The organism is Azonexus fungiphilus, from assembly GCF_003634965.1.
Classification (GTDB): domain Bacteria; phylum Pseudomonadota; class Gammaproteobacteria; order Burkholderiales; family Rhodocyclaceae; genus Azonexus; species Azonexus fungiphilus.
On sequence record NZ_RBXP01000003.1, the window covers coordinates 48,208 to 70,182 of the forward strand.

Genomic DNA, 21,975 nt, shown 5'->3' on the forward strand with positions numbered 1-21,975 from the left:
GCAGCGGCAACCGCCTGCCGGCCTTGGGTTAGAATGCCGCCATCCTCATCCTTCGACAAAGCCTCGCGATGCAGCAATACCTCGACCTGATGCGCCACGTCCTCGAACACGGCCAGGACAAGTCCGACCGCACCGGTACCGGCACCCGCTCGGTGTTCGGCTGGCAAATGCGTTTCGACCTGGGCCAGGGCTTTCCGGCGCTGACCACGAAGAAGCTGCACCTCAAGTCGATCATCCACGAACTGCTGTGGTTCCTCCAGGGGGACACCAACATCGCCTATCTCAAGGAACACGGCGTCCGCATCTGGGACGAATGGGCCGACGCGAACGGCGACCTCGGCCCGGTGTACGGCAAGCAGTGGCGCCGCTGGCAGACGCCGGACGGCCGTCTGGTCGACCAGATCGCGCAACTGGTACACGGTCTCAAGCACAACCCCGACTCGCGCCGCCACATCGTCTCCGCCTGGAACCCCGGCGATGTCGACGCAATGGCCCTGCCGCCCTGCCACTGCCTGTTCCAGTTCTACGTCGCCGACGGCCGGCTGAGCTGCCAGCTCTACCAGCGCAGCGCCGACATCTTCCTCGGCGTGCCCTTCAACATCGCCAGCTACGCGCTGCTGACGATGATGCTGGCGCAGGTTTGCGGCTACCGCCCGGGCGACTTCGTGCACACCTTCGGCGACGCCCACCTCTACGCCAACCACTTCGAACAGGCCAGGCTGCAGCTGGCGCGCGAGCCCCGGCCGCTGCCGACGATGTGGATCAATCCGACGGTCGACGACATCTTTTCGTTCAAATTCGAGGACTTCCGCCTCGACCACTACGACCCGCATCCGCACATCGCCGCGCCCGTCGCCGTCTGAGGACTTCCATCATGTTGAGCACGCTTCCCGCCTGGCAGGCGCTGTCGGACCACGCCGAAGCACTGCGCCCGACCCACCTGCGAGACCTGTTTGCCGCCGATCCGGCGCGCTTCGACAACTTCAGCCTGCGCCACGGCAAGCTGCTGCTCGACTTCTCGAAACAGCGGATCACCGGCGAAACCCTGCGCCTGCTGCGCGCGCTCGCCGAGGCGCGCGAACTCGACGCCTGGAAGGAAAGGCTGCAGCGCGGCGAGGCGATCAACCACACCGAGCACCGCGCCGTCCGTCACATGGACCTGCGCGCCGGCGACCAGGCCCCGGCCGAGGTCAGGAACGTGCTCTCGCGCATTGCCGCCTTCTGCGACGCGATCCACAGCGGGGTCTGGCGCGGCTACTCCGGCGAATGCATCACCCATGTCGTCAATCTCGGCATCGGCGGCTCCGACCTCGGCCCGCGCATGGTCGCCAAGGCGCTGTCGGCGCACCACCAGATCGACATCAAGGTCCATTTCGTCTCCAACCTCGACGGCGCCGACCTGGCCAGCAAGCTGGCCGACCTCAACCCGCGGACCACGCTCTTCGTCGTCGCCAGCAAGACCTTCTCGACGCTGGAAACCCTGACCAACGCCCGCACCGCCCGCGACTGGCTGCTCGCCGCCGCCGGCCAGACCAGCGGCGCAGTCGCCAAGCACTTCGTCGCCGCCTCGACCAACATCGCGGCGACGCGCGAATTCGGCATCGCCGACGAGAACGTCTTCGAATTCTGGGACTGGGTTGGCGGCCGCTTCTCGCTATGGTCGGCAATCGGCCTGCCGGTCGCGCTGGCCATCGGCTACCGCAATTTCACCGAACTGCTGGCCGGGGCCAACAACCTCGACCGCCACTTCATCGAGGCGCCGGCCGAGCGCAACCTGCCGCTGACGCTGGCCTTGCTCAGCCTGTGGAACACCGATTTCCTGCGCGCCGCCAGCCACGGCATCTTCCCCTACAGCCAGTCGCTGTCGCTGCTGCCGCGCTACCTCCAGCAACTCGAGATGGAGAGCAACGGCAAGCTCTACGACCGCGACGGCGCACCGCTCGACGTGCCGACCTGCCCGATCATCTGGGGCGAAGCCGGAACCAACGGCCAGCACTCCTTCTTCCAGCTGCTGCACCAGGGCGGCCAGCCGATTCCCAGCGACTTCATCGCCCTCGGCAAGTCCGACTATCCGCTGCACGGCCACCACACCGCGCTGCTCGCCAACTGCCTGGCGCAGTCGGCCGCCCTCGCCTTCGGCCAGACCGCCGCCGAAGCCCGCGCCAGCGGCATCCCGGAACACCTGCTGCCGTACCGCACCTTCCCCGGCAACCAGCCGTCGACGACGCTGGTCCTCGGCGAACTGACCCCCTACACCCTCGGCCAGATGATCGCCCTCTACGAGCACAAGGTGTTCTGCCTGAGCGTGCTCTGGGGTCTCAATGCCTTCGACCAGTGGGGCGTCGAACTGGGCAAGGTGCTGGCCAGCCGGCTGACCCCGGTGGTTCGCGGCGAAGCCGACGAGCACAGCCTGGACAGCTCGACTGCCGGGCTGATCACCCATCTGCGCCAATTCCGGATGTCCTGAAAGCCCCGCCCCCATGACCGAACTCGTCCTCATCGCCGCGGTCGCCGAAAATCGTGCGATCGGCCGCGACAACCAGCTGCTCTGGCAGATTCCCGAAGACATGGCGCATTTCCGCCGGCTCACCGCCGGGCAGACGGTGATCATGGGCCGCAAGACCTGGGAATCGCTGCCACCGCGCTTCCGGCCGCTGCCCGGACGGCGCAACATCGTCGTCAGCCGGCAGGCCGCCTACCCGGCCCCGGGCGCCGAACTGGCCACCTCGCTGGAAGCCGCACTGGCGCTGGCAGCGAGCGATGCCACCGCCTTCGTCATCGGCGGCGAGCAGATCTATCGCCAGGCGCTGGCGCTGGCGCAGCGCCTCGAGATCACCGAGGTCGCACTGCAGCCGGATGCCGACGCCTGGTTCCCGGAAATCGACGTCGCGCAATGGCAGGAGAGCGCCCGCTCGACCCTGCCCGCCGACGGCGAGCGACCGGCCTGCGCCTTCGTCACCTATCGCCGCCGCGCCGGTTCCCAGGCCGGCACATCCCAAGTAGACTGCCCCTCTGCCTGATTTCCAACATCCTTCCTGACAGGAGAACCCCGTGGACCGTCGCCATACCCTGAAGCTTTCCGCCGCCCTCGTCGCCAGCGCCCTCCTTGCCGCCTGCGGCCAGCAGGAAACGCCGCAAGCCGCGGCGCCTGCCGCCGCCCCGGTAACCACGCAGACCGTCAAGCTCGGCTTTGCCGCCCCGCTGACTGGCGCCCAGGCCCACTACGGCAAGGAAATGCAGAACGGCATCGTGCTCGCGCTCGAGGAAGTGAACGCCGAGAAGCCGATGCTGGGCGGCCAGCCGGTCCAGTTCGAACTGGTTTCCGAGGACGACCAGGCCGATCCCAAGCAAGGCACCTCGGTCGCCCAGAAGCTGGTCGACGCGAAGATCCAGGGCATGCTCGGCCACTTCAACTCCGGCACCTCGATTCCGGCCTCGCGGGTTTACATGGAAGCCGGCATCCCGCAGATCGCCATGGCGACTTCGCCGGCCTACACCGCCCAGGGCTTCAAGACGACTTTCCGCAGCATGACCTCGGACACCCAGCAGGGCGCAGTCGCCGGTCGCTTCGTGGTCGAGTCGCTGAACTACAAGAAGATCGCCATCGTCGATGACCGCACCGCCTACGGCCAGGGCCTCGCCGACGAGTTCGAGAAGGCGGCCAAGGCGGCCGGCGCCGAGATCGTCAAGCGCGAATTCACCAACGACAAGTCGGTCGATTTCAAGGCCATCCTGACCAGCATCAAGTCGAGCAAGCCGGACCTCGTCTATTTCGGCGGTGCCGACGCCCAGGGCGGCCCGATGATGAAGCAGATGCGCGAACTCGGCCTGAGCGCGGTCTTCGCCGGCGGCGAAATGATCAAGTCGCCGAACTTCCTGAAGCTGGCCGGCCCGGCCGCCGAAGGCGCGATTGCCTCGCTGGCCGGCCTGCCGCTGGCCAAGATGCCCGGCGGCGAAGCCTACGCGACGCGCTACAAGGCCCGCTTCGGCGTCGATGTCGAGGTCTACTCGCCGTACTCCTACGATGCCGCCAAGGTCCTCACCGGCGCCATGCTGCGCGCCGGCAGCGCCGATCCGGCGAAGTACCTGGCGGAACTGGCGAAGACCAAGCAGGCCGGCGTCACCTCGGCGAACATCGAGTACGACGAGAAGGGCGACCTCAAGGACAGCGCGATCACCATCTACCGCGTCGATGGCGGCGAATGGAAGGAACTGCAGTCGGTCGGCCAGTAAACGGTTTTTGCCGGAATCTGACGGTCGACCGTCAGAATCCGCGAAAAATGAAAATGCCCGCTTTCGCGGGCATTTTTTCTGGCCGGGTGCCTTCGCTCAGCGCACGCAGTCGACGTAGTACTCGCCGTCCTCGCGCTTGACCAGCCCGTGGATGTCGGTCTCGAAGCCGGGGAAGCGGGCGTTGAAGTCGCGCGCGAACTTGAGGTAGCGGACGATGGTGGCGTTGAAGCGTTCGCCCGGGATGAGCAGCGGAATGCCCGGCGGATAGGGGGTCAGCAGCACCGAGGTGATGCGCCCTTCGAGCTCGTCGAGGCGGACGCGCTCGATCTCGCGGTGCGCCATGCGCGCCCAGGCGTCGGCCGGACGCATCGCCGGCACCATGTCCGAGAGGTACATCTCGGTGGTCAGGCGGGCCACGTCGTTTTCCTTGTACACCGCGTGGATCTGCTTGCACAGGTCCTTCAGCCCCATGCGCTCGTAGCGCGGGTTCTTCTGCACGAACTCGGGCAGCACCTTCCACAGCGGCTGGTTCTTGTCGTAATCGTCCTTGAACTGCTGCAGCGCGGTGACCAGCGTGTTCCAGCGGCCCTTGGTGATGCCGATGGTGAACATGATGAAGAAGCTGTAGAGGCCGCACTTCTCGACGATGACCCCGTGCTCGGCCAGATACTTGGTGACGATCGCCGCCGGGATGCCGCGCTCGCCGAAGTCGCCGTCGACGTCCAGGCCCGGGGTGATGATCGTCGCCTTGATCGGGTCGAGCATGTTGAAGCCTTCGGCGAGCTGGCCGAAGCCGTGCCAGCGATGGCCGGGCTTGAGCATCCAGGCATCGCGTTCCTCGATGCCTTCCTCGGACAGGTCGTCCGGGCCCCAGACCTTGAACCACCAGCCGGTGCCCCATTCCTCGTCGACCTTGCGCATGGCGCGGCGGAAGTCGAGCGCCTCGGCGATCGATTCCTCGACCAGCGCGGTGCCGCCCGGCTCTTCCATCATCGCCGCGGCGACATCGCAGGAGGCGATGATCGAGTACTGCGGCGAGGTCGAGGTATGCATCAGGTAGGCCTCGTTGAAGGCATCGCGGTCGAGCTGGCGCTCCTGGCAATCTTGGACGAGAATCTGCGAGGCCTGCGAGAGGCCGGCAAGCAACTTGTGCGTCGACTGCGTGGCGAAGATCATCGATTCCTTGCAACGCTGGCGGTCGGCGCCGATGGCGTGGTAGTCGCCGTAGAAATCGTGGAAGGCGGCGTGCGGCAGCCAGGCTTCATCGAAGTGCAGGGTGTCGATGCGGCCGTCGAGCATCTCCTTGATGTCCTCGACGTTGTAGAGCACGCCGTCGTAGGTCGACTGGGTGATGGTGAGCACGCGCGGCTTCGCCGTCTTGTCCTCGATGAAGGGATTGGCGTCGATCTTCTTCTGGATGTTTTCCCAGGCGAACTCGCTCTTCGGAATCGGCCCGATGATGCCGAAGTTGTTGCGCGTCGGCATCAGGAAGACCGGGATGGCGCCGGTCATGATGATCGAATGCAGGATCGACTTGTGGCAGTTGCGGTCGACGACGACGATGTCGCCCGGCGCCACGGTCGAGTTCCAGACGATCTTGTTCGAGGTCGAGGTGCCGTTGGTGACGAAGTAAAGATGGTCGCAGTTGAAGATGCGCGCGGCGTTGCGCTCGGAGGCGGCAACCGGGCCGGTGTGGTCGAGCAGCTGGCCGAGTTCCTCGACCGCATTGCACACGTCGGCGCGCAGCATGTTCTCGCCGAAGAACTGATGGAACATCTGGCCGACCGGCGACTTCAGGAAGGCGACGCCGCCCGAGTGGCCGGGGCAGTGCCAGGAATAGGAGCCGTCGGCGGCGTAGTGGGTCAGCGCACGGAAGAAGGGCGGCGGCAGGCTGTCGAGATAGGCGTGCGCCTCGCGCTTGATGTTGCGGGCGATGAACTCCGGCGTGTCCTCGTGCATGTGGATGAAGCCATGCAGCTCGCGCAGGATGTCATTCGGGATGTGGCGGCTGGTGCGCGTCTCGCCGTGCAGGAAGATCGGAATCTCGGCGTTCTTGTGGCGGATTTCGCCAACGAAGGCGCGCAGTTCGGCCAGCGTCTCTTCCGGCTCGAGCGCCAGTTCCTCGTCGTCGATCGACAGGATGAAGGCCGATGCCCGGCTCTGCTGCTGGGCGAATGAGGTCAGGTCGCCGTAGCTGGTGACGCCGAGCACTTCCAGCCCCTCGCTCTGCAAGGCGTCGGCCAGCGCGCGGATACCGAGCCCGGAGGCGTTTTCGGAACGGAAGTCTTCATCGATGATGATGACCGGGAAATGGAAGCGCATGGTGTATCCCCAAAAGCGGCGACCCGCCGCAGCGGGTCGTAGAGTAAGCGGTTTACGTTACGGAATGCAGTCAGATCTTGGGCAGGGTGACGCCTTCCTGCCCCTGGTACTTGCCGCCGCGATCCTTGTACGAGGTCTCGCAGATTTCGTCAGACTCGAAGAACAGCACCTGGGCGCAGCCCTCGCCGGCGTAGATCTTGGCCGGCAGCGGCGTGGTGTTCGAGAATTCGAGCGTGACATGGCCTTCCCATTCCGGCTCGAAGGGGGTCACGTTGACGATGATGCCGCAGCGTGCGTAGGTCGATTTGCCGAGGCAGACGGTGAGCACCGAGCGCGGAATGCGGAAATACTCCATGGTGCGCGCCAGCGCGAAGGAGTTCGGCGGGATGATGCAGACGTCGGATTCGATCTCGACGAAGGACTTCGGATCGAAGTTCTTGGGATCGACGACGGTCGAATTGATGTTGGTGAACACCTTGAATTCGCGCGCGCAGCGAATGTCGTAGCCGTAGCTCGAGGTACCGTAGGAGACGATCTTCTGGCCGTTCGCCTCGCGCACCAGTTCCGGCGCGAACGGCTCGATCATGCCGTGCTCCTGCGCCATGCGGCGTATCCACTTGTCCGATTTGATGGCCATACGGGAATCCTGCGGTCAACCAAAAATAAAGGCGGGATTTTACCCGCCTTTATTCGCTGCAATGTGTAAAAAAATCAGGTGTTCTGGACGACGATGTTCGGGAACTTCGACGACATGTCCTTGGCCTTCTCGGCGATCTTCACTGCCACCCGGCGCGCGATGCCGCGATAGATTTCCGCCGCCTTCGAGTCCGGTGCGCCGACCACTGTCGGCTGGCCGCCATCGGCCATCTGGCGGATCGCCATTTCCAGCGGCAGGCTGCCCAGGAACTCGACGTCGTAGTCCTTGCACATCTGCTCGCCGCCGCCTTCACCGAAGATGTGTTCGGCGTGGCCGCAGTTCGAACAGACGTGGATGCTCATGTTCTCGACGATACCGAGGATCGGGATGTTCACCTTCTCGAACATCTTCAGGCCCTTGCGCGCGTCGATCAGGGCGATGTCCTGCGGCGTCGTCACGACCACGGCACCGGTCACGGGCACCTTCTGCGCCAGCGACAGCTGGGTATCGCCGGTCCCCGGCGGCATGTCGACCACCAGGTAGTCGACATCGCGCCAGCGCGTCTGCGTCAGCATCTGGTCGAGCGCCTGGGTGACCATCGGGCCGCGCCAGACCATCGGCGTCTCGACGTCGATCATGAAGCCGATCGACATCGCCTGGACGCCATAGGCTTCCAGCGGCTCCATGCTCTGGCCGTCGGCCGACTCCGGCTGCTTGCCGGCCAGGCCCAGCATCTGCGGCTGCGACGGGCCGTAGATGTCGGCGTCGAGCAGGCCGACCGTGGCGCCTTCCTGGGCCAGGGCCAGCGCCAGGTTGACCGCGGTCGTGCTCTTGCCGACGCCGCCCTTGCCGGACGCGACAGCGATGATGTTCTTGACCCCGGGCAGCAGCTTGACGCCCATCTGCACCGAATGCGCGATGATCTTGCTGTAGACGTTGGCGGACACGTTGCCGACGCCGGGCAGCGTGCGCACGGCGGCGATCACCTGCTTGCGGACGGCGTCGATCTGGCTTTTCGCCGGATAGCCGAGCTCGATGTCGAAGGCGACATCGTTGCCGTCGATGCGGAGGTTGCGCAGGGCCTTGCCGGCGACGTAGCTCTTGCCGGTATTGGGGTCGACCGCCGCCGACAGGACATTCTTGATCTCTTGTTCGCTAAGACTCATGGGGGGCTCCGTTGTACGAGGACGCCGGGCCGAATACCCGACTAGTTTTGTACAGTATACCCCAAAGGCGAAAGCCGTTCAGCCACTGACGGTATCGAGGCGGTAACCCTGGCCGTAGACCGAGGTCAGCATCAGCCCGCTTTCACCGGCCAGGCCGAGCTTCTTGCGCAGGCGGCTGGCATGGGTATCGACGGTGCGCGTATCGACATCGGCTTCGCGGGCCCAGACCGAGGCCAGCAACTCCTCGCGAGCCAGCACGCGGCCGACGTTCTTGAGAAAGACGACGGCGAGGTCGAACTCGCGCTGGGTCAGGTCGACGTCCTGGCCACCGAGGCGGATGCGACGCCCCTCGATGTCGAGCTCGATGTTGCCGAAGCGGGCCAGTTCCTGCGTCTTGGCCTTGCGCCGGCGCAGCAGCGCATCGACGCGGGCGAGGAATTCCATGTAGCGGACCGGCTTGGGCACGTAGTCGTCGGCGCCCATGCGCAGGATGTCGGAGGCGAACTCCTCCTCGGTACGCGCCGTGCACACGACGATCGGCACATCCCAGCCGCGGGTCTCCCGGATCTTGCCGACGAGCACGTCGCCACCGACATCGGGCAGGACCCAGTCGACGACATAAAAATCGAAGCTGCGCGTGGCCAGGGCCTCGAGAAAGCTCTTTCCATCGGCGAACACCTCGACCTGGTAGCCTTCGCTCTTGAGCAGGGCCTTGAGCACTTCGGCCTGACTGCGGCTGTCTTCGATAACGGCAAAAATCATAGATCCTCCTGGAAGTGTGAATTCTGCCCAGCCCAGGCCAGCAGATCAACCGGCAAATGCCTGATTTTACGTATCCCTGACAAACGTTCACGTTTCGCAACATTGTCGCGCCGGAATGCTTTTGCCGCGGCCGCGGTAGAATCGCATCTTTGCCTTACGAACCGCTCCCATGTCGCGCAAGATCCTCGTCACCTCCGCCCTGCCCTACGCCAACGGCGCCATCCACCTCGGCCACCTCGTCGAATACATCCAGACCGACATCTGGGTGCGTTTCCAGAAGATGGCCGGCAACGAGTGCTGGTACGTCTGCGCCGATGACACGCACGGCACGCCGATCATGTTGCGCGCCGAAAAGGAGGGGATCACGCCGGAACAGCTGATCGCCCGCGTCCATGGCGAGCACTCGCGCGACTTCGCCGGCTTCCTGGTCGGTTTCGACAATTACTACAGCACGCACTCGCCGGAAACCCGCGAATGCGCCAACGACATCTACGGCAAGCTCAAGGCCGCCGGCCTGATCGAGGTGCGTTCGATCGAGCAGTACTACGACCCGGTCAAGCAGATGTTCCTGCCCGACCGCTTCATCAAGGGCGAATGCCCGAAGTGCCACGCCAAGGACCAGTACGGCGACAACTGCGAAGTCTGCGGCGCCGCCTACGCGCCGACCGACCTGATCGAGCCGTTCTCGGCCGTCTCCGGCGCCAAGCCGGAACTGCGCCACTCCGACCACTATTTCTTCAAGCTCTCCGACCCGCGCTGCGAGGCCTTCCTGCGCGAATACACCAGCAGCGGCGTGCTCCAGGCCGAAGCCGCCAACAAGATGCAGGAATGGCTGGGCGCCCCCGGCGACAACAAGCTGTCCGACTGGGACATCTCGCGCGACGCGCCCTACTTCGGCTTCGAGATCCCGGACGCGCCGGGCAAGTACTTCTACGTCTGGCTCGACGCGCCGATTGGCTACATGGGCTCGTTCCGTAACCTGTGCGCGCAGAAGGGCCTCGATTTCGACGAGTTCTTCAGGAAGGACTCGACGACCGAGCTCTACCACTTCATCGGCAAGGACATCCTCTATTTCCACGCGCTGTTCTGGCCGGCCGAGCTGCAGCACGCCGGCTTCCGCACGCCGACCAAGATCTTCGCGCATGGCTTCCTGACGGTCGACGGCGCCAAGATGTCAAAATCACGCGGCACCTTCATCACCGCCGAGAGCTTCCTGAACAGCGGCATGAACCCGGAATGGCTGCGCTACTACTTCGCCGCCAAGCTGTCGAACACGATGGAAGACATCGACCTCAGCTTCGACGACTTCGTCGCCCGCGTCAATTCCGACCTGGTCGGCAAGTACGTGAATATCGCCAGCCGCTCGGCCGGCTTCATCGCCAAGCGCTTCAACGGCCAGCTGGCGCCGGCCGACGACAGCCTGCCGGCGATCCGCGCCATTCGCGACGCAGCACCGCGCATTGCCGAACTGTTCGAAGCACGCGAGTTCAGCAAGGCGATCCGCGAGATCATGGCCCTGACCGACGGCGCCAACCAGTACGTGGACAGCGTCAAGCCCTGGGAACTGGCCAAGCAGGAGGGCAAGGACAGCGAACTGCACGCCGCCTGCTCGAACGCGCTCAACCTGTTCCGCCTGCTCACCGTGCTGCTCAAACCGGTGCTGCCGGCCACCGCCGCCAAGGTCGAGGCCTTCATGAACCTGGCGCCGCTGACCTGGGCCGACGCCGGCACGCTGCTCGCCGGCGGCCACGCGATCAACGCCTACAGCCACCTGATGACGCGCGTCGACGCCAAGCAGATCGAGGCGCTGATCGAAGCCAACAAGCAGTCGCTGGCCCCGGCATTGACGGTCGACGCCGGCCAGCCGGCAAAAACCGCCAAGCCGGCCGAAGCCGCCCCGGCCAGCACCGACGGCCTGTGCAGCATCGACGACTTCATGAAGGTCGACCTGCGCATCGCCAGGATCGTCAATGCCGAGCACGTCGACGGCGCCGACAAGCTGGTGCGCCTGACGCTGGACATCGGCGAAGAAAGGACGCGCAACGTCTTCGCCGGCATCAAGGCGGCCTACGACCCGGCGCAGCTGGTCGGCCGACTGACCGTGATGGTCGCCAACCTGGCGCCGCGCAAGATGAAGTTCGGCCTCTCCGAAGGCATGGTGCTGGCCGCATCCGACCTTGACGGCAAGACCCCGGGGCTCTACCTGCTGTCGCCCGACAGCGGTGCGCAACCCGGCATGCGGGTCAAGTAAGACAAGCGGATGACATGCCCGAAAACGGGTCGCTGCGGCGGCCCGTTTTTTTATTGCAGCGCAACAAAAACGCCTGCCGACTTAAAGCGTTACTTTAAGTAAACAGGTCAAAAGCAAAACCTGCCAGCGGGTTTTCGATCTATCCACAAAAGCTGTGGATAAGTCTGTTGGTTAATCCATGAACAAGACGCTAAGTCACCGCCGCACAAGGAATTTTCCTACCCTGCGCAAAACTTGCGCAACCTCGCAAGCCATTGATTAAAAAAGACTTAGCCATCAACAAGGCAATCTGTCAAATTCACCAAGACCTACCAGCGGGCGCGCGTCGGACGGCACGAAAACTGTGCATAACTCGTTTCCAATGAAAGCGTCTTGTCAAGCCCCGGACAAAAATATTTCGGCATAATGCGGCCATGAACCGCCCCGCATTCAAACCCAGCCCGCGCCTGATCGGCTACCTTGCCGCCGACCTCTTCGGCTTTTTCTGCATCGCGCTCGGCGTCAGCTGGCTGGCCGGCGCCCCCGGGCTGATTCTTGCCGATTTTCCGCGGTCGACCGTCGAAGCCGTGGCCAGCGCGGCCGGCGGCGTCGCCGTGATCGCCTGGGCAATCGGCGGCATCCTCCGCGAACTCGGCCGCCTCGCCCCGCCCCGGCCGGCCGACGACTAGTCGCTGCGCGCCGTCGTCCGCAGCCACTCCGGCAGCTCGCGCTCGCCGGCGTTGTCGATGATGTACTGGCGGATCAGCCGGCGCACCACCTGCGACGGCGTCAGATCCTGCGCCGCGCAGATTTCCTCGAAGATCTGCTTCTTCCTCGGGTCGATCAGCAGCGTCAGGCGGGCTGTGCGTTTCTCCATGAGCTTTCTCTTGTTGTCGTCATTCGCGCGGATATTAACATGTGATTAACATTGACGATTAATTGCCTGCTCATATAATGCAACGCTTCCTCCCCCGAGCGCGCGCCATGAAGATCGCCTTCCGCCCCAAGCTGCTGGATTGCCTGCCGAGCTACACGCGCGCCCAGTTCGGCAAGGATCTCGGCGCCGGGATCACCGTCGGCGTGCTGGCGCTGCCGCTGGCGATGGCCTTCGCCATCGCCTCCGGTGTCTCGCCGACCGCCGGCATCTGGACCGCCATCGTCGCCGGCCTGATCGTCGCCGCGCTCGGTGGCTCGCGGGTGCAGATCGGCGGCCCGACCGGCGCCTTCATCCCGATCGTCTACGGCATCGTCGCCGCCCACGGCTTCGCCAACCTGCTCGGTGCCACCATGCTCGCCGGCGTCATGCTGCTGGCCATGGGCCTGACGCGCATGGGCCAGCTGATCCGCTTCATCCCGGTGACCGTCGTCATCGGCTTCACCAATGGCATCGCCGTCGTCATCTTCCTCGCCCAGATCAAGGATTTCTTCGGCCTGACCATTGCCAGCCTGCCGGCCGAGTTCTTCGCCCGGATCAAGGTGCTGGCGGCGCACGCGCACACCGTCGACCTGCCGACGCTGGCGCTGTCGCTCGCCTGCTTCGTCTTCCTGCTCTCCTACAACCGGCTGGCGCAACGCCTGGCGCTGCTGCGCCGGGCACCCGGCCCGCTCGCCGTGCTGGTGGTCGGCACCGTCGCCGCCTGGGCACTCGACCTGCCGGTGGAAACCATCGGCAGCCGTTTCAACGGCATTCCGCAGGAACTGCCGGCCTTCGGCTTCCCCGCGGTGTCGATCCACGACTTCGGCAAACTGATCTCGCCGGCGATCACCATCGCCCTGCTCGGCGCCATCGAGTCGCTGCTCTCGGCGCGCGTTGCCGACAGCCAGATCGACGATCGCCACGACCCCAACCAGGAACTCGTCGCCCAGGGCCTGGCCAACATCGCCGCCCCACTGTGCGGCGGCTTCGCGGCGACCGGCGCGATCGCCCGCACCTCGACCAACGTCAAGTCGGGCGGGCGCACGCCGATCGCCGGCATCATCCATGCAATGACCCTGCTCGCCGTCGTCCTGGTCGCCGCACCGCTGGCCGCCTACGTGCCGCTGGCGACGCTGTCGGCGATCGTCATGGTGGTCGCCATCAACATGGGCGAGTGGCACGAATTCAAGGAACTGCGCCGCTACTCGTGGAATTACCGCCTGATCCTGGTCAGCGTCTTCCTGGTCACCGTGCTCTTCGATCTGACCATCGCCGTCGAACTGGGCATGGTCCTGGCCAGCCTGTTCTTCATCTACCGCATGTCCGAGCTGACCCGGATCGAGCGACTGGCGCTCGACGAAGCGGCCCAGGAGCCGCAACTGCTCTACCCCGACGGCACGCTGCGCGTCGCCGCCTGGCAGTTGTACGGTTCGCTGTTCTTCGGCGCGGTGAACAAGCTCGAGGAGCTGCTCGATCCGCGCGCCGGCCACCCGGAAGTCGTCATTCTCGACATGCAGCGCTTGGTCCAGCTCGACACCACCGGCCTCGAAGGCCTGGAAAATCTCCGCGACAAGCTCGCCAAGCGCGGCTGCAAGCTGCTGCTGTGCGGCCTCAACGCCCAGCCCGGCTCGCTGATGACGCGTGCCGGCTTCATCGACGCGGTCGGTCACGACAACGTCCGCCCCGATCTCGAACACGCGCTGCGGCGCGCCCACCAACTGCTGCCCGACCTGATGGGCGGCCAACCGGAAGACTACTGAACCATGAGCGCCCTGCCCAACTGCCCGCAATGCCAATCCGCCTTCACCTACGAGGACGGCCTGCTCTACGTCTGCCCGGAATGCGCCCACGAATGGCCGCAGGCCGCCCCGGCCGCCGCCGAGGAGGAAAGCAAGGTGTGGCGCGACGCCAACGGCAACGAACTCAAGGACGGCGACAGCGTCACCGTGATCAAGGATCTCAAGATCAAGGGCTCGTCGTCGGTGGTCAAGGTCGGCACCAAGGTCAAGAACATCCGCCTGATCGACGGCGACCACGACATCGACTGCAAGATCGACGGCATCGGCGCGATGCAGCTGAAGTCGGAATTCGTCAAGAAGGCCTGATCAGGCCTTGCGCGGCCGCGCCACGAAATAGAGGCAGGGCTGCCCGGACGACTCGAGCACGTCGCGCGCCGGCTCGCGCGCGCTGCGGAAGCCGAGTTCCCGGCAGCCGTAAGGAAAGTTCGGGTCGAAGGTGATGTGGTAATGCCGGCAGTTGCGACACCGCGGCGACGCCGGCTGTTCCTTGTCCATCGGCCGGCTCAGCGAGGCAGGGCGGCCGCCCAGGCCGCGGCAGCCGGACGGACGATCTCCAGCCACGGCGACGGATAAACGCCGATCCCGACGATCAGTGCGATGAGCACGACCAGCACCGCCCATTCGCGCGGGCGCAGGTCTTCGGCATCGCTGACGGTCGACCGCGTCGCCGGCCCGAAAAAGGCCCGCCGGTAGAGCGCCAGGAAGGCCCCGGCGGCAATCGCCAGCCCGAACAGCGCAGCCATGCCGGCGCCGGTATAGCGGTCGAGGATCGCCAGGATGAGCAGGAACTCGGCCGGGAAGCTGCTCGTCCCCGGCATGCCGACGCCGGCCAGGCCGCAGACGAGGACGCCGGTGGCGAGCAGCGGCATGCTGCCGGCAGCGCCGCCGAGGGCATGGATGTCGGTACTGCCGGTGCGCTGGCGGAGGAACTCGAGCAGCAGCATGGCTCCGCCGCTGGCCACGGTGAAGCTGAGCAGCAGCGACACCGCCCCCTGGACTCCCTGCGCCGACAGCGTCGCCAGCCCGAGCACGGCCAGCCCGACGTGGCAGATGCTGGCGTAGGCCAGGCCGACGCGCAGGTTGCTGTGCGCGAGCACGCCGACCGCGCCATAGACCAGCGTCAGCGTGCCCAGACCGGCGAGCAGCCAGTGCCATTCCTGCGCCGCCGCCGGCGCCAGCGGCACAGCGAAGCGGACCAGCCCGTATACGCCGACCTTCAGCCCGAGCAGCACCGCCGTCAGCGCGCCCGGCGCCGCCAGCGCGAACTGCGGCAACCAGGTGTGCAGCGGGACCAGCGGCACCTTGAGGCCGAAACCGAGCAGCATCAACAGCCAGATCAGCCGCTGGGTCTCCCGCGCGGCCGGCTGGGCGAGCAGCGTCGTCAGCTCGAAGCCGGCATCGGCGCCAAGGACGACGAAGGCGAGCAGCAAGGGCAGGCCGCCGGCGAGCATGATCAGCACGTAGCGGGCAGCCGCCCGGCCGGCGTCGGCGACGACGCCCCAGCGGGCGAGCAGGAAGTAGACCGGGATCAGGCTGGCTTCCCAGAAGACGAAGAAGACGATCAGGTCGACGGCGCAGAAGATGCCCAGCGTCGCCGACTGCAACGCCAGCAGCAGGCCGTGGTAGAGGCGCGGGGCGTCGCCGCCCTGCTGCCAGCCGGCAACCAGCGCGCCGAGGAAGAGCAGCGCGCTGGCCGGCAAAAACAGCACCGACAGCCCGTCGACCGCCAGCGACCAGTGCACGCCCAGCCCAGGCAGCCAGGGCTGGCGCTCGGCCAGCTGGAACCGCGGCCCGGCCGGGTCGTAGAGCAGCAGCGCCAGCGTCGCCAGCAGCAGCACCGCCAGCATCGTCGCCGCACTCACCCGGCGTGCCGCCGCAGCCGGCACCAGGCGCAGCGCCAGGGCGCCGGCCAGCGGCAGGAGGACCAGGGCAGAGAGCAGGTTCATCGCGCGAACCTCGCGGCCAGTGCCTGGCTGGCGGCATCGGTCAGCTGCAGCCAGGGTTCGGTGAAAAAACCGATCGCCAGCAGCGCGCCGAGCGCGATGCCGCAGACCAGATATTCCATCGGCAGCGTACGGTCGACGTCGTGCACGCCCGATTTTTCCTGCGACAGGAAGGCTTTCTGGAAACCCCAGAGGAGAAAGCCGGCAGCGGCGACGTTGCCGAGCGCGGTGGCCACCGTGGACAAGGCGCCGAAGCCGTCGATCGCCGCCTCGAGCACCAGGTGGGCGGCATCGAAGCCGGGCGTGCCCGGCATGCCGACGATGGCCAGGCCGAAGGTCAGGAAGGCGATGGCGAGGAAGGGAATACGCTCGAACAATCCGGACAGTTCGCCGAGTTCGGTGGTGCCGGTGCGGCGGAAGACGAAGCCGACGATGAACCACATCCCGGTCACCGCCAGCCCGAAGTTGGCGGCCAGCAGCATCGCCCCCTGGATGCCGGCGGCGTGCAGGCTGAACAGGCCGATCACCAGCAGGCTGGTATGGCTGACCACGGCAAAGGCGAGCAGCCGGCGCAGGTTGGTCTGCAGGAAGGCGAGCGCGGCAGTGAAGAAGACCCCGGTCATGGCGAAGCCGACCACGTAGGGCTGCCAGGCGAGCACGGCGTCGGGCGTCAGCGGCAGGACGAAGCGGGCCATGCCGTAGATGCCGACCTTGACCCCGACCATCAGCGCCGGCGCCACCGCGATCAGCCCGTGCTGGGCCATGTTCGGCAGCCAGCCGTGCAGCGGGAACAAGGGCGTGCGCACGGCCAGGCCGTAGAACAGCAGGTAGAAGGCGGCGGTCTGGAACTTGCCCGGCGGCAGTGTCCCGGTCAGCTCGAACAGGTCGAAGCTCCAGCGCCCGCCGCTGGCCTCGGCATGCCCCCAGCCGAGCACAAAGCAGCCGGCGACGAAAAGCGCCAGGCCGAAGCCCTGGTACTGGACGAAGCGCGCCAGCGCCTGCGTCTCGGCCCGCGACGAGGCCCAGCGCCGGAGCAGGTAGACCACCGCCCACAGCTCCAGCGCCGAGAAAAAGGCGAACCAGGCGATGTTGACCGTCAACAGCATCCCGACCAGGCCGGCCTCGGCCAGCAGCAGCACGGCAAACAACCGCCCCGGCGAGATCATGCCGCGGCTCATCCCGTACAGCGTCATCAGCAGCGTGAGCAAGGTCGCCAGCAGCAAAAACACCACCGAAATGCCGTCGACCGCGACATGGTAGCCGAGCGCGTCGATCCGCTCGGCGAGCTGGAAGGCGGCCTGCAGGGAATCGATCCGGCTGGCCGCGAAACCGGCCAGCAGGAGTTCGGCAAGCGCCGCCAGCTTGCCGGCGAGGACCGCCGCCGGCCGTTCGCCGAGCGCGAAGACCAGCGCCGCGCCGCACAGCGGCAGCAACTGCAGCAGGAACAGCAGCGGCAGCGCCGCCTGCTGGTGCCAGAAGATCTCGCCGGCCATCACAGGATCACCACGAACGTGACCATCACGGCCATCATCAGGTAACGCGGCTGTTCGAGCAGTTCCTCGAGCACCCGCAGCCAGTGCCCGGCCTCGCGCAGCAGGCGCTCGCCGATGCCGCCGCGGCCGCGCAGCAGCAGCCGGTTCTCGAAGCGCTGCAGGAGGCCGGCCGCCGCCGCCAGCAGGCGCCCGGGCAGGCCGTCGGCGCAGACCAGCGAACGCCCCGGATCGACCGGCCGGCCGCGCCCCGGCTCGCCGATCGCCCGGTCGATGAAGTTGGCTTCGAGCGCGCGCACGTCGCGGGCGATCGCCCTGGTCGGCTCGGCGAGCAGTGCCAGGCCCAGCTGGTCGAACCAGAAACGCTGCAGCGCCGCGCCGTAGAGCCAGCGGTTGGCGGCCAGCCAGCGCGGCGGCGCCGGCGGCCGCTCGCGCGTCAGCGTCAGCCACGACGGCGCCAGCAGGAATTGCCAGGTCCGCCAGGCGGCATGCAGGCAGAGGTGCGCGGTAGCCAGGGTCGTCCAGCCGAGGCCGATGGCGACGAACATCAGCCCGACCTGGAACACCGTCGCATAGATCAGCGCCGACTTGACGTCGCTCTGGACCAGCCCGCACAGCCAGGCGTAGAGCGCACTCAGCGCACCGATCAGGAGCAGCCCGCCACGCACGTCGGGCAGTTGCTGCAGCCAGGGATCGAGGCGCAGCACCAGGAAGACCCCGGCGTGCACCAGCAGCGCGCCGTAGAAAATCGCCGACGACGGCGTCGGCCCCTCGAGCGCCCGCGCGATCCACGGCGTGAACGGCAACTGCGCCGACTTGACCAGCGCCGCGACGACGAAACCGAGCGCCAGCACGCGCAGATCGACCAGCGGCAGACGGGCGGCGAACAGGTCCTGCCACTCGAAGCTGCCGACCCAGAAAGCGGCCAGCCCGAGCGCAAAGAGCAGGCCGGCGTCACCGGCGCGGTTGGTGACGAAGGCGAACAGCGCGTTGCCGGTCGCCTGCGGGCGCTGCCAGGCGTAGCCGATGAGCAGGAAGGAGGCGACGCCGCACATTTCCCAGCCGAGGAAGAGCAGCAGCCCGTTGCCGGCGAGCAACAGCGCCTGGATGCCGGCCAGGAACAGGCCGAGGACGATGAAATAGCGGTGGAAGCCCGGCTCGCGATGCAGGTAGGGCGCCGAGAAGCGGACCACCAGCCAGCCGGTGAGCGCCGCCAGCGTCGCCACCGGCAGCGACAGCGCGTCGAGCAGGAAGGAAACCCGGCCCTGCCAGTGAGCCGCAGCGAACCACGTGGCGACGACACGGCTGCCCGGCCAGCCGTGCCAGATCACCGACAGGTCGATCGCCAGCAACAGCAGCAGTGCGCCCAGCGCCGCGGCTTCGGCCAGGCGTGCGGTCGGCGGCTCGCCGGCATCGCCGGCGGTACGCCCGAGCAGCACGCGGATACCGGTCAGCGCCGCCGCCAGCAGCGGCAGCAAGGGCACCAGCCAGACCCAGTCGGCAACTGCGCGCAAGCCGGCGATCATCGGCCACTCCCGAGCAGCAGCGCCGGCGGCAACGGCCCGCGCTCGCCGGCGAACCAGTCGGCCGAACGCCCGACCTGCGGCAGCACGGCCGCGCCGGACCAGGCCAGCCAGCCGCGCCGCGGGCAATAGCGCGAGAGTTCGGCGGTCGACGGGTGCTGGGCGGCAAAATTGATCCAGCCGTTGCCGATCAGTTCCTGCAGCGCCGGCTGGCGTTCGAGGATCGCCGAAAGCACCGCCGGTGCCTGCTCGACGACGACCAGCAGGCGCATCGGCTCGTGGATTTCGACCATCTGCCAGGGCAGCCCGGTGCGCAGGTCGGAATCGGCACCGGCCATCACCCCGAACAGCCCGGTCAGGTTGTGGGTGACCTTGGAGCCGCAGCCGAAGCGCTCATTGTCCACGGTCGAGAAATAGTATTCGAGGGCGATGCCGGCGCCGACCGGGCCGGCGGCGAGGAGGATGCGCTCGACGATGGCGCCGTCGTCGTCGGCCGACGGATCGTAGGACACCAGGAAGACGCGGCGGTCGAGGAAGAGGCCGCGGGTGGCCGCGCGGCGACCGATGAAGGCCGCGGCGTTGGTGGCGTGGCCGAGTTCCGGCCGGACCTGGGCGAGGTCGGCGACACGCCCGGCGACGTGACGCCGGGCCTGCCAGGGACTCGCCTGCGGCGGCGCCGAGGCGAGCCGGCGGCAACGTTCGGCGGCGTGCCGGCGACAGGCCTCGGCGAGCGCCGCCAGCAAGCGGTCGAGGGCCGGCTGCCAGGCCGCCGGCACCTGCTCGAGGTCGTACCAGGCGACGCCGTCGTCGCCGGTGTGGTGTTCGGCGGCGACGAACCAGCAATCGTCGCCGATGACGATGCCGCGTCCGGCCAGCCCGGCACGGACCTCCGGGCGATTGGCCATGGTCGCCAGGACGCGCGCGTTCGGCCCGCCGTGACGACCGGAGCAGGCGCCGCAATCGTAGGCCGAGAGATGCGGATTGTTGCGGCTGCCCGAACCGTGGCCGAGGATCAGCACCAGTGGCGCGAACCCCGTGCTCAGGCCGATCGTGGCGAGGAAGGCGGCGACCCGCTCGACCTGCTCGGCAGTACTGAAGGCGCCCGCGCTGCCAACCTCGGCGACCGTCGCGACGGTGCCCTCGAACTGCTGGCGCCAGCGCTCGCCGGCGCGCGCCAGCCAGGCCGGCGCCAGCGAACTGGCAGTGAGCGCGGCCAGCGCCGGCAGGCCGGCGACAGCGGTGAGCAGCGGCCCGGCCAGGGGCGCGCGACGGCTTCCCTGGTAGAGCCGCTCGCGCCAGCGCAGGCGCGTCTCGCGGCGCCGGGCGTGGCGGGCCAGGACCGCTTCCTGGCCCGGCTGCGGCTGTTCGCGGACGTGGTTTTCCGGGGTCACGACGACCGGGCAGAGCGCCACCGGCGCCGGATCGTCGATCCCCTGCCAGAACATCGGCACGCCGAAGAAACCCGCGGCGCCGAAGGTCTCGATGTCCGGCGCGACTTCCTCGAGGTGGCGGCGGGTGCCTTCCTCGCGATCGTCCATGCACATCACCACCTGCGCCGACACGGCCGGCAGCGGCCGCCGCCGGCGGGCATTCGCCGCCAGTGCGGCGAACAGCTGTTCGCGGTAGTGGCCTTCATAGGCCAGCAGCCAGACCTGGCTGACCAGTTCGTCCGGCAGCGCCGCATCGACCGCCAGCAGGCGTGCCGCCGCCTCGCCATCCAGTGCCCCGGCAGCCAGGCCGAGACCATCGACCAGGCGGCGCAGGCGGCAGGCGCGCTGCGTCGCCGCATCGTCAGCCAGCACCGGCGCCAGGCTCGCCGCCAGTTCGTCCCAGCCATGCCCCGGGCGGCCGTCGCGACTGGCCGCGCACAGCCCGGCGGCGGCGGCGAGCAGGTCCTCGGGGACGGCGCCGGCAGCCAGCGCATCGCGCACCAGGAACTCGCCCGGGCTGGCCTGGTAGTAGGCGACCAGCTCGTCGAAGGCAAGCGGCGCTCCGGTCAGTCGCCGGCACAACTCTGCGCACAACTGCTGCTCGAGGAAGACGCGCACCGCCAGGTAGTCGACCATCGCCACCGGCACCCCGTCGCCGACTGCCGGATGCCGGTCGCGCCAGAGGAACATTCCCGACCAGCCGGGCAGCTCGAGCGCCAGCCGCTCGAGGTAGCCGGGCCAGCGTGCGGCGTCGGGCAGCAGCGCGCCCAGCGCCGTTTCGATGACCGCCAGCGGATCCTCGGGCAACTGGCGGATCTCGTCGCGGATGCCGGGCAGCTCGTCGAGCTCCCAGGCCAGGTCGAGGGCGGCACTGCTTTTCCAGGCGGCGAAGAAGCCGCTGCCGCACTCGGGGTTGCGCCAGGCCGCCAGGCCAAGGTCGAGGTGGGCGGCGAGATGGCGCTGCAGGGCGCTGCGCACGCGCGCAAAAAGGTCCTCGCCGGCAAGCGCTTCGAGCAGCTCGCGCAGGCTGTGCTGGCGGCCGACGCCGGCGCACCGCGCCTGCCAGCGCGAGGCGGCAAGCTGGCGCCAGTCGACCGGCGGCGACGCGGTCACGGTCAACGCCCGACAATCGGCAAAAACCGCGTCGGCTCCGTACTCGCCGGCCCGCCAGGTACGCGTTGCCGCGGCCGCCGGCGCAGGTTCGGCGAGCAGCGCGGCGAGCAGCACCTCGGCCCGCGTCAGCCCGGGCAGCACCTCGGCCGCGAGGGCGTCGACGCCGGCATCGGCGAGCGCCGCCAGCAGGTCGTCGCGACTGATGCGACCGGCGGCGAAGGCGGCGAGGAACTGCGCCCGCGGCCACCAGGCGCGCGCCCCGGTTAGCGCCTGGGCGACCGCCAGGGCCTCGGCGAAGGGCAGATGCTGAAAGCCGTGCAGCGTGTTGTGATGAACGAAATCGCGGATCGGCGCCTGCGCCGGCAGGCGGTGCTCGAGCTCATCGATCCACTGCTGCAGGCGTTCGCGCAT

The 21,975-nt window shown here is 67.4% G+C and carries 18 protein-coding genes; 8 read left to right on the top strand and 10 right to left on the bottom strand.

Annotated elements, in window-relative coordinates; genetic code table 11:
* Positions 1-68 precede the first annotated feature (68 nt).
* Genes DFR40_RS01720 through DFR40_RS01735 form a run of 4 tightly spaced genes read left to right on the top strand, consistent with a single transcriptional unit; the run spans position 69 to position 4,233 of the window.
* Positions 69-863 (top strand): thymidylate synthase, encoded by a 795-nt coding sequence (locus DFR40_RS01720; protein WP_121456763.1) that lies wholly within the window; start codon positions 69-71, stop codon positions 861-863.
* Between the two features lie 11 nt (positions 864-874).
* Positions 875-2,467, top strand: coding sequence for a glucose-6-phosphate isomerase (pgi, locus tag DFR40_RS01725; protein ID WP_121456764.1), 1,593 nt, complete (start codon positions 875-877; stop codon positions 2,465-2,467).
* Between the two features lie 13 nt (positions 2,468-2,480).
* The gene (locus DFR40_RS01730; RefSeq protein WP_121456765.1) at positions 2,481-3,020 is read left to right on the top strand and encodes a dihydrofolate reductase; all 540 of its coding nucleotides are present in this window, start codon (positions 2,481-2,483) and stop codon (positions 3,018-3,020) included.
* A 31-nt stretch (positions 3,021-3,051) separates the two neighbouring features.
* Positions 3,052-4,233, top strand: coding sequence for a branched-chain amino acid ABC transporter substrate-binding protein (locus tag DFR40_RS01735; protein ID WP_245985574.1), 1,182 nt, complete (start codon positions 3,052-3,054; stop codon positions 4,231-4,233).
* A 96-nt stretch (positions 4,234-4,329) separates the two neighbouring features.
* Here the strand turns inward: DFR40_RS01735 and DFR40_RS01740 are convergent, their stop codons facing one another.
* The 4 genes from DFR40_RS01740 to DFR40_RS01755 form a co-directional block, all read right to left on the bottom strand.
* Positions 4,330-6,555, bottom strand: coding sequence for an arginine/lysine/ornithine decarboxylase (locus DFR40_RS01740; protein ID WP_121456766.1), 2,226 nt, complete (start codon positions 6,553-6,555; stop codon positions 4,330-4,332).
* 70 nt (positions 6,556-6,625) lie between these two features.
* Complete coding sequence (gene dcd / locus DFR40_RS01745) at positions 6,626-7,192, bottom strand: dCTP deaminase (protein WP_121456767.1); 567 nt, start codon at positions 7,190-7,192, stop codon at positions 6,626-6,628.
* A 74-nt stretch (positions 7,193-7,266) separates the two neighbouring features.
* Entirely contained in the window at positions 7,267-8,358 is a 1,092-nt protein-coding gene (gene apbC / locus DFR40_RS01750) for an iron-sulfur cluster carrier protein ApbC (protein ID WP_121456768.1), read from the bottom strand.
* Positions 8,359-8,436: 78 nt separating this feature from the next.
* Positions 8,437-9,120 (bottom strand): response regulator transcription factor, encoded by a 684-nt coding sequence (locus tag DFR40_RS01755; RefSeq protein ID WP_121456769.1) that lies wholly within the window; start codon positions 9,118-9,120, stop codon positions 8,437-8,439.
* A gap of 169 nt (positions 9,121-9,289) precedes the next feature.
* Here DFR40_RS01755 and metG point away from each other — a divergent pair, with 169 nt between their 5' ends.
* The gene (metG, locus tag DFR40_RS01760) at positions 9,290-11,371 is read left to right on the top strand and encodes a methionine--tRNA ligase (protein WP_121456770.1); all 2,082 of its coding nucleotides are present in this window, start codon (positions 9,290-9,292) and stop codon (positions 11,369-11,371) included.
* A 413-nt stretch (positions 11,372-11,784) separates the two neighbouring features.
* Positions 11,785-12,039 (top strand): hypothetical protein, encoded by a 255-nt coding sequence (locus DFR40_RS01765; RefSeq protein WP_121456771.1) that lies wholly within the window; start codon positions 11,785-11,787, stop codon positions 12,037-12,039.
* Here DFR40_RS01765 and DFR40_RS01770 read toward each other — a convergent pair.
* Positions 12,036-12,227 carry a CopG family transcriptional regulator gene (locus DFR40_RS01770; protein WP_121456772.1) on the bottom strand — a complete coding sequence of 64 codons (192 nt, stop codon included), beginning with the start codon at positions 12,225-12,227 and terminating at the stop codon, positions 12,036-12,038. The genes DFR40_RS01765 and DFR40_RS01770 overlap by 4 nt on opposite strands.
* A 107-nt stretch (positions 12,228-12,334) precedes the next feature.
* Between DFR40_RS01770 and DFR40_RS01775 the strand changes: the two genes are divergently transcribed.
* Positions 12,335-14,026, top strand: a complete 1,692-nt coding sequence (locus tag DFR40_RS01775) for a SulP family inorganic anion transporter (protein WP_121456773.1) — start codon at positions 12,335-12,337, stop codon at positions 14,024-14,026.
* Between the two features lie 3 nt (positions 14,027-14,029).
* Complete coding sequence (locus tag DFR40_RS01780) at positions 14,030-14,371, top strand: zinc ribbon domain-containing protein YjdM (RefSeq protein WP_121456774.1); 342 nt, start codon at positions 14,030-14,032, stop codon at positions 14,369-14,371.
* Here the strand turns inward: DFR40_RS01780 and DFR40_RS01785 are convergent, their stop codons facing one another.
* Genes DFR40_RS01785 through DFR40_RS01805 form a run of 5 tightly spaced genes read right to left on the bottom strand, consistent with a single transcriptional unit; the run spans position 14,372 to position 21,975 of the window.
* Positions 14,372-14,560 (bottom strand): hypothetical protein, encoded by a 189-nt coding sequence (locus tag DFR40_RS01785; protein WP_121456775.1) that lies wholly within the window; start codon positions 14,558-14,560, stop codon positions 14,372-14,374.
* Between the two features lie 8 nt (positions 14,561-14,568).
* Positions 14,569-16,011 carry a complex I subunit 4 family protein gene (locus DFR40_RS01790; protein ID WP_121456776.1) on the bottom strand — a complete coding sequence of 481 codons (1,443 nt, stop codon included), beginning with the start codon at positions 16,009-16,011 and terminating at the stop codon, positions 14,569-14,571.
* A complete protein-coding gene (locus DFR40_RS01795) occupies positions 16,008-17,501 on the bottom strand; it encodes a complex I subunit 4 family protein (protein ID WP_121456777.1) in 1,494 nt (497 codons plus the stop codon). The genes DFR40_RS01790 and DFR40_RS01795 overlap by 4 nt, the downstream gene beginning before the upstream one ends.
* Complete coding sequence (locus DFR40_RS01800; RefSeq protein ID WP_121456778.1) at positions 17,501-19,024, bottom strand: proton-conducting transporter transmembrane domain-containing protein; 1,524 nt, start codon at positions 19,022-19,024, stop codon at positions 17,501-17,503. Before DFR40_RS01800 ends, DFR40_RS01795 begins: the two co-directional genes overlap by 1 nt.
* A complete protein-coding gene (locus DFR40_RS01805) occupies positions 19,021-21,975 on the bottom strand; it encodes a DUF2309 domain-containing protein (RefSeq protein WP_121456779.1) in 2,955 nt (984 codons plus the stop codon). The genes DFR40_RS01800 and DFR40_RS01805 overlap by 4 nt, the downstream gene beginning before the upstream one ends.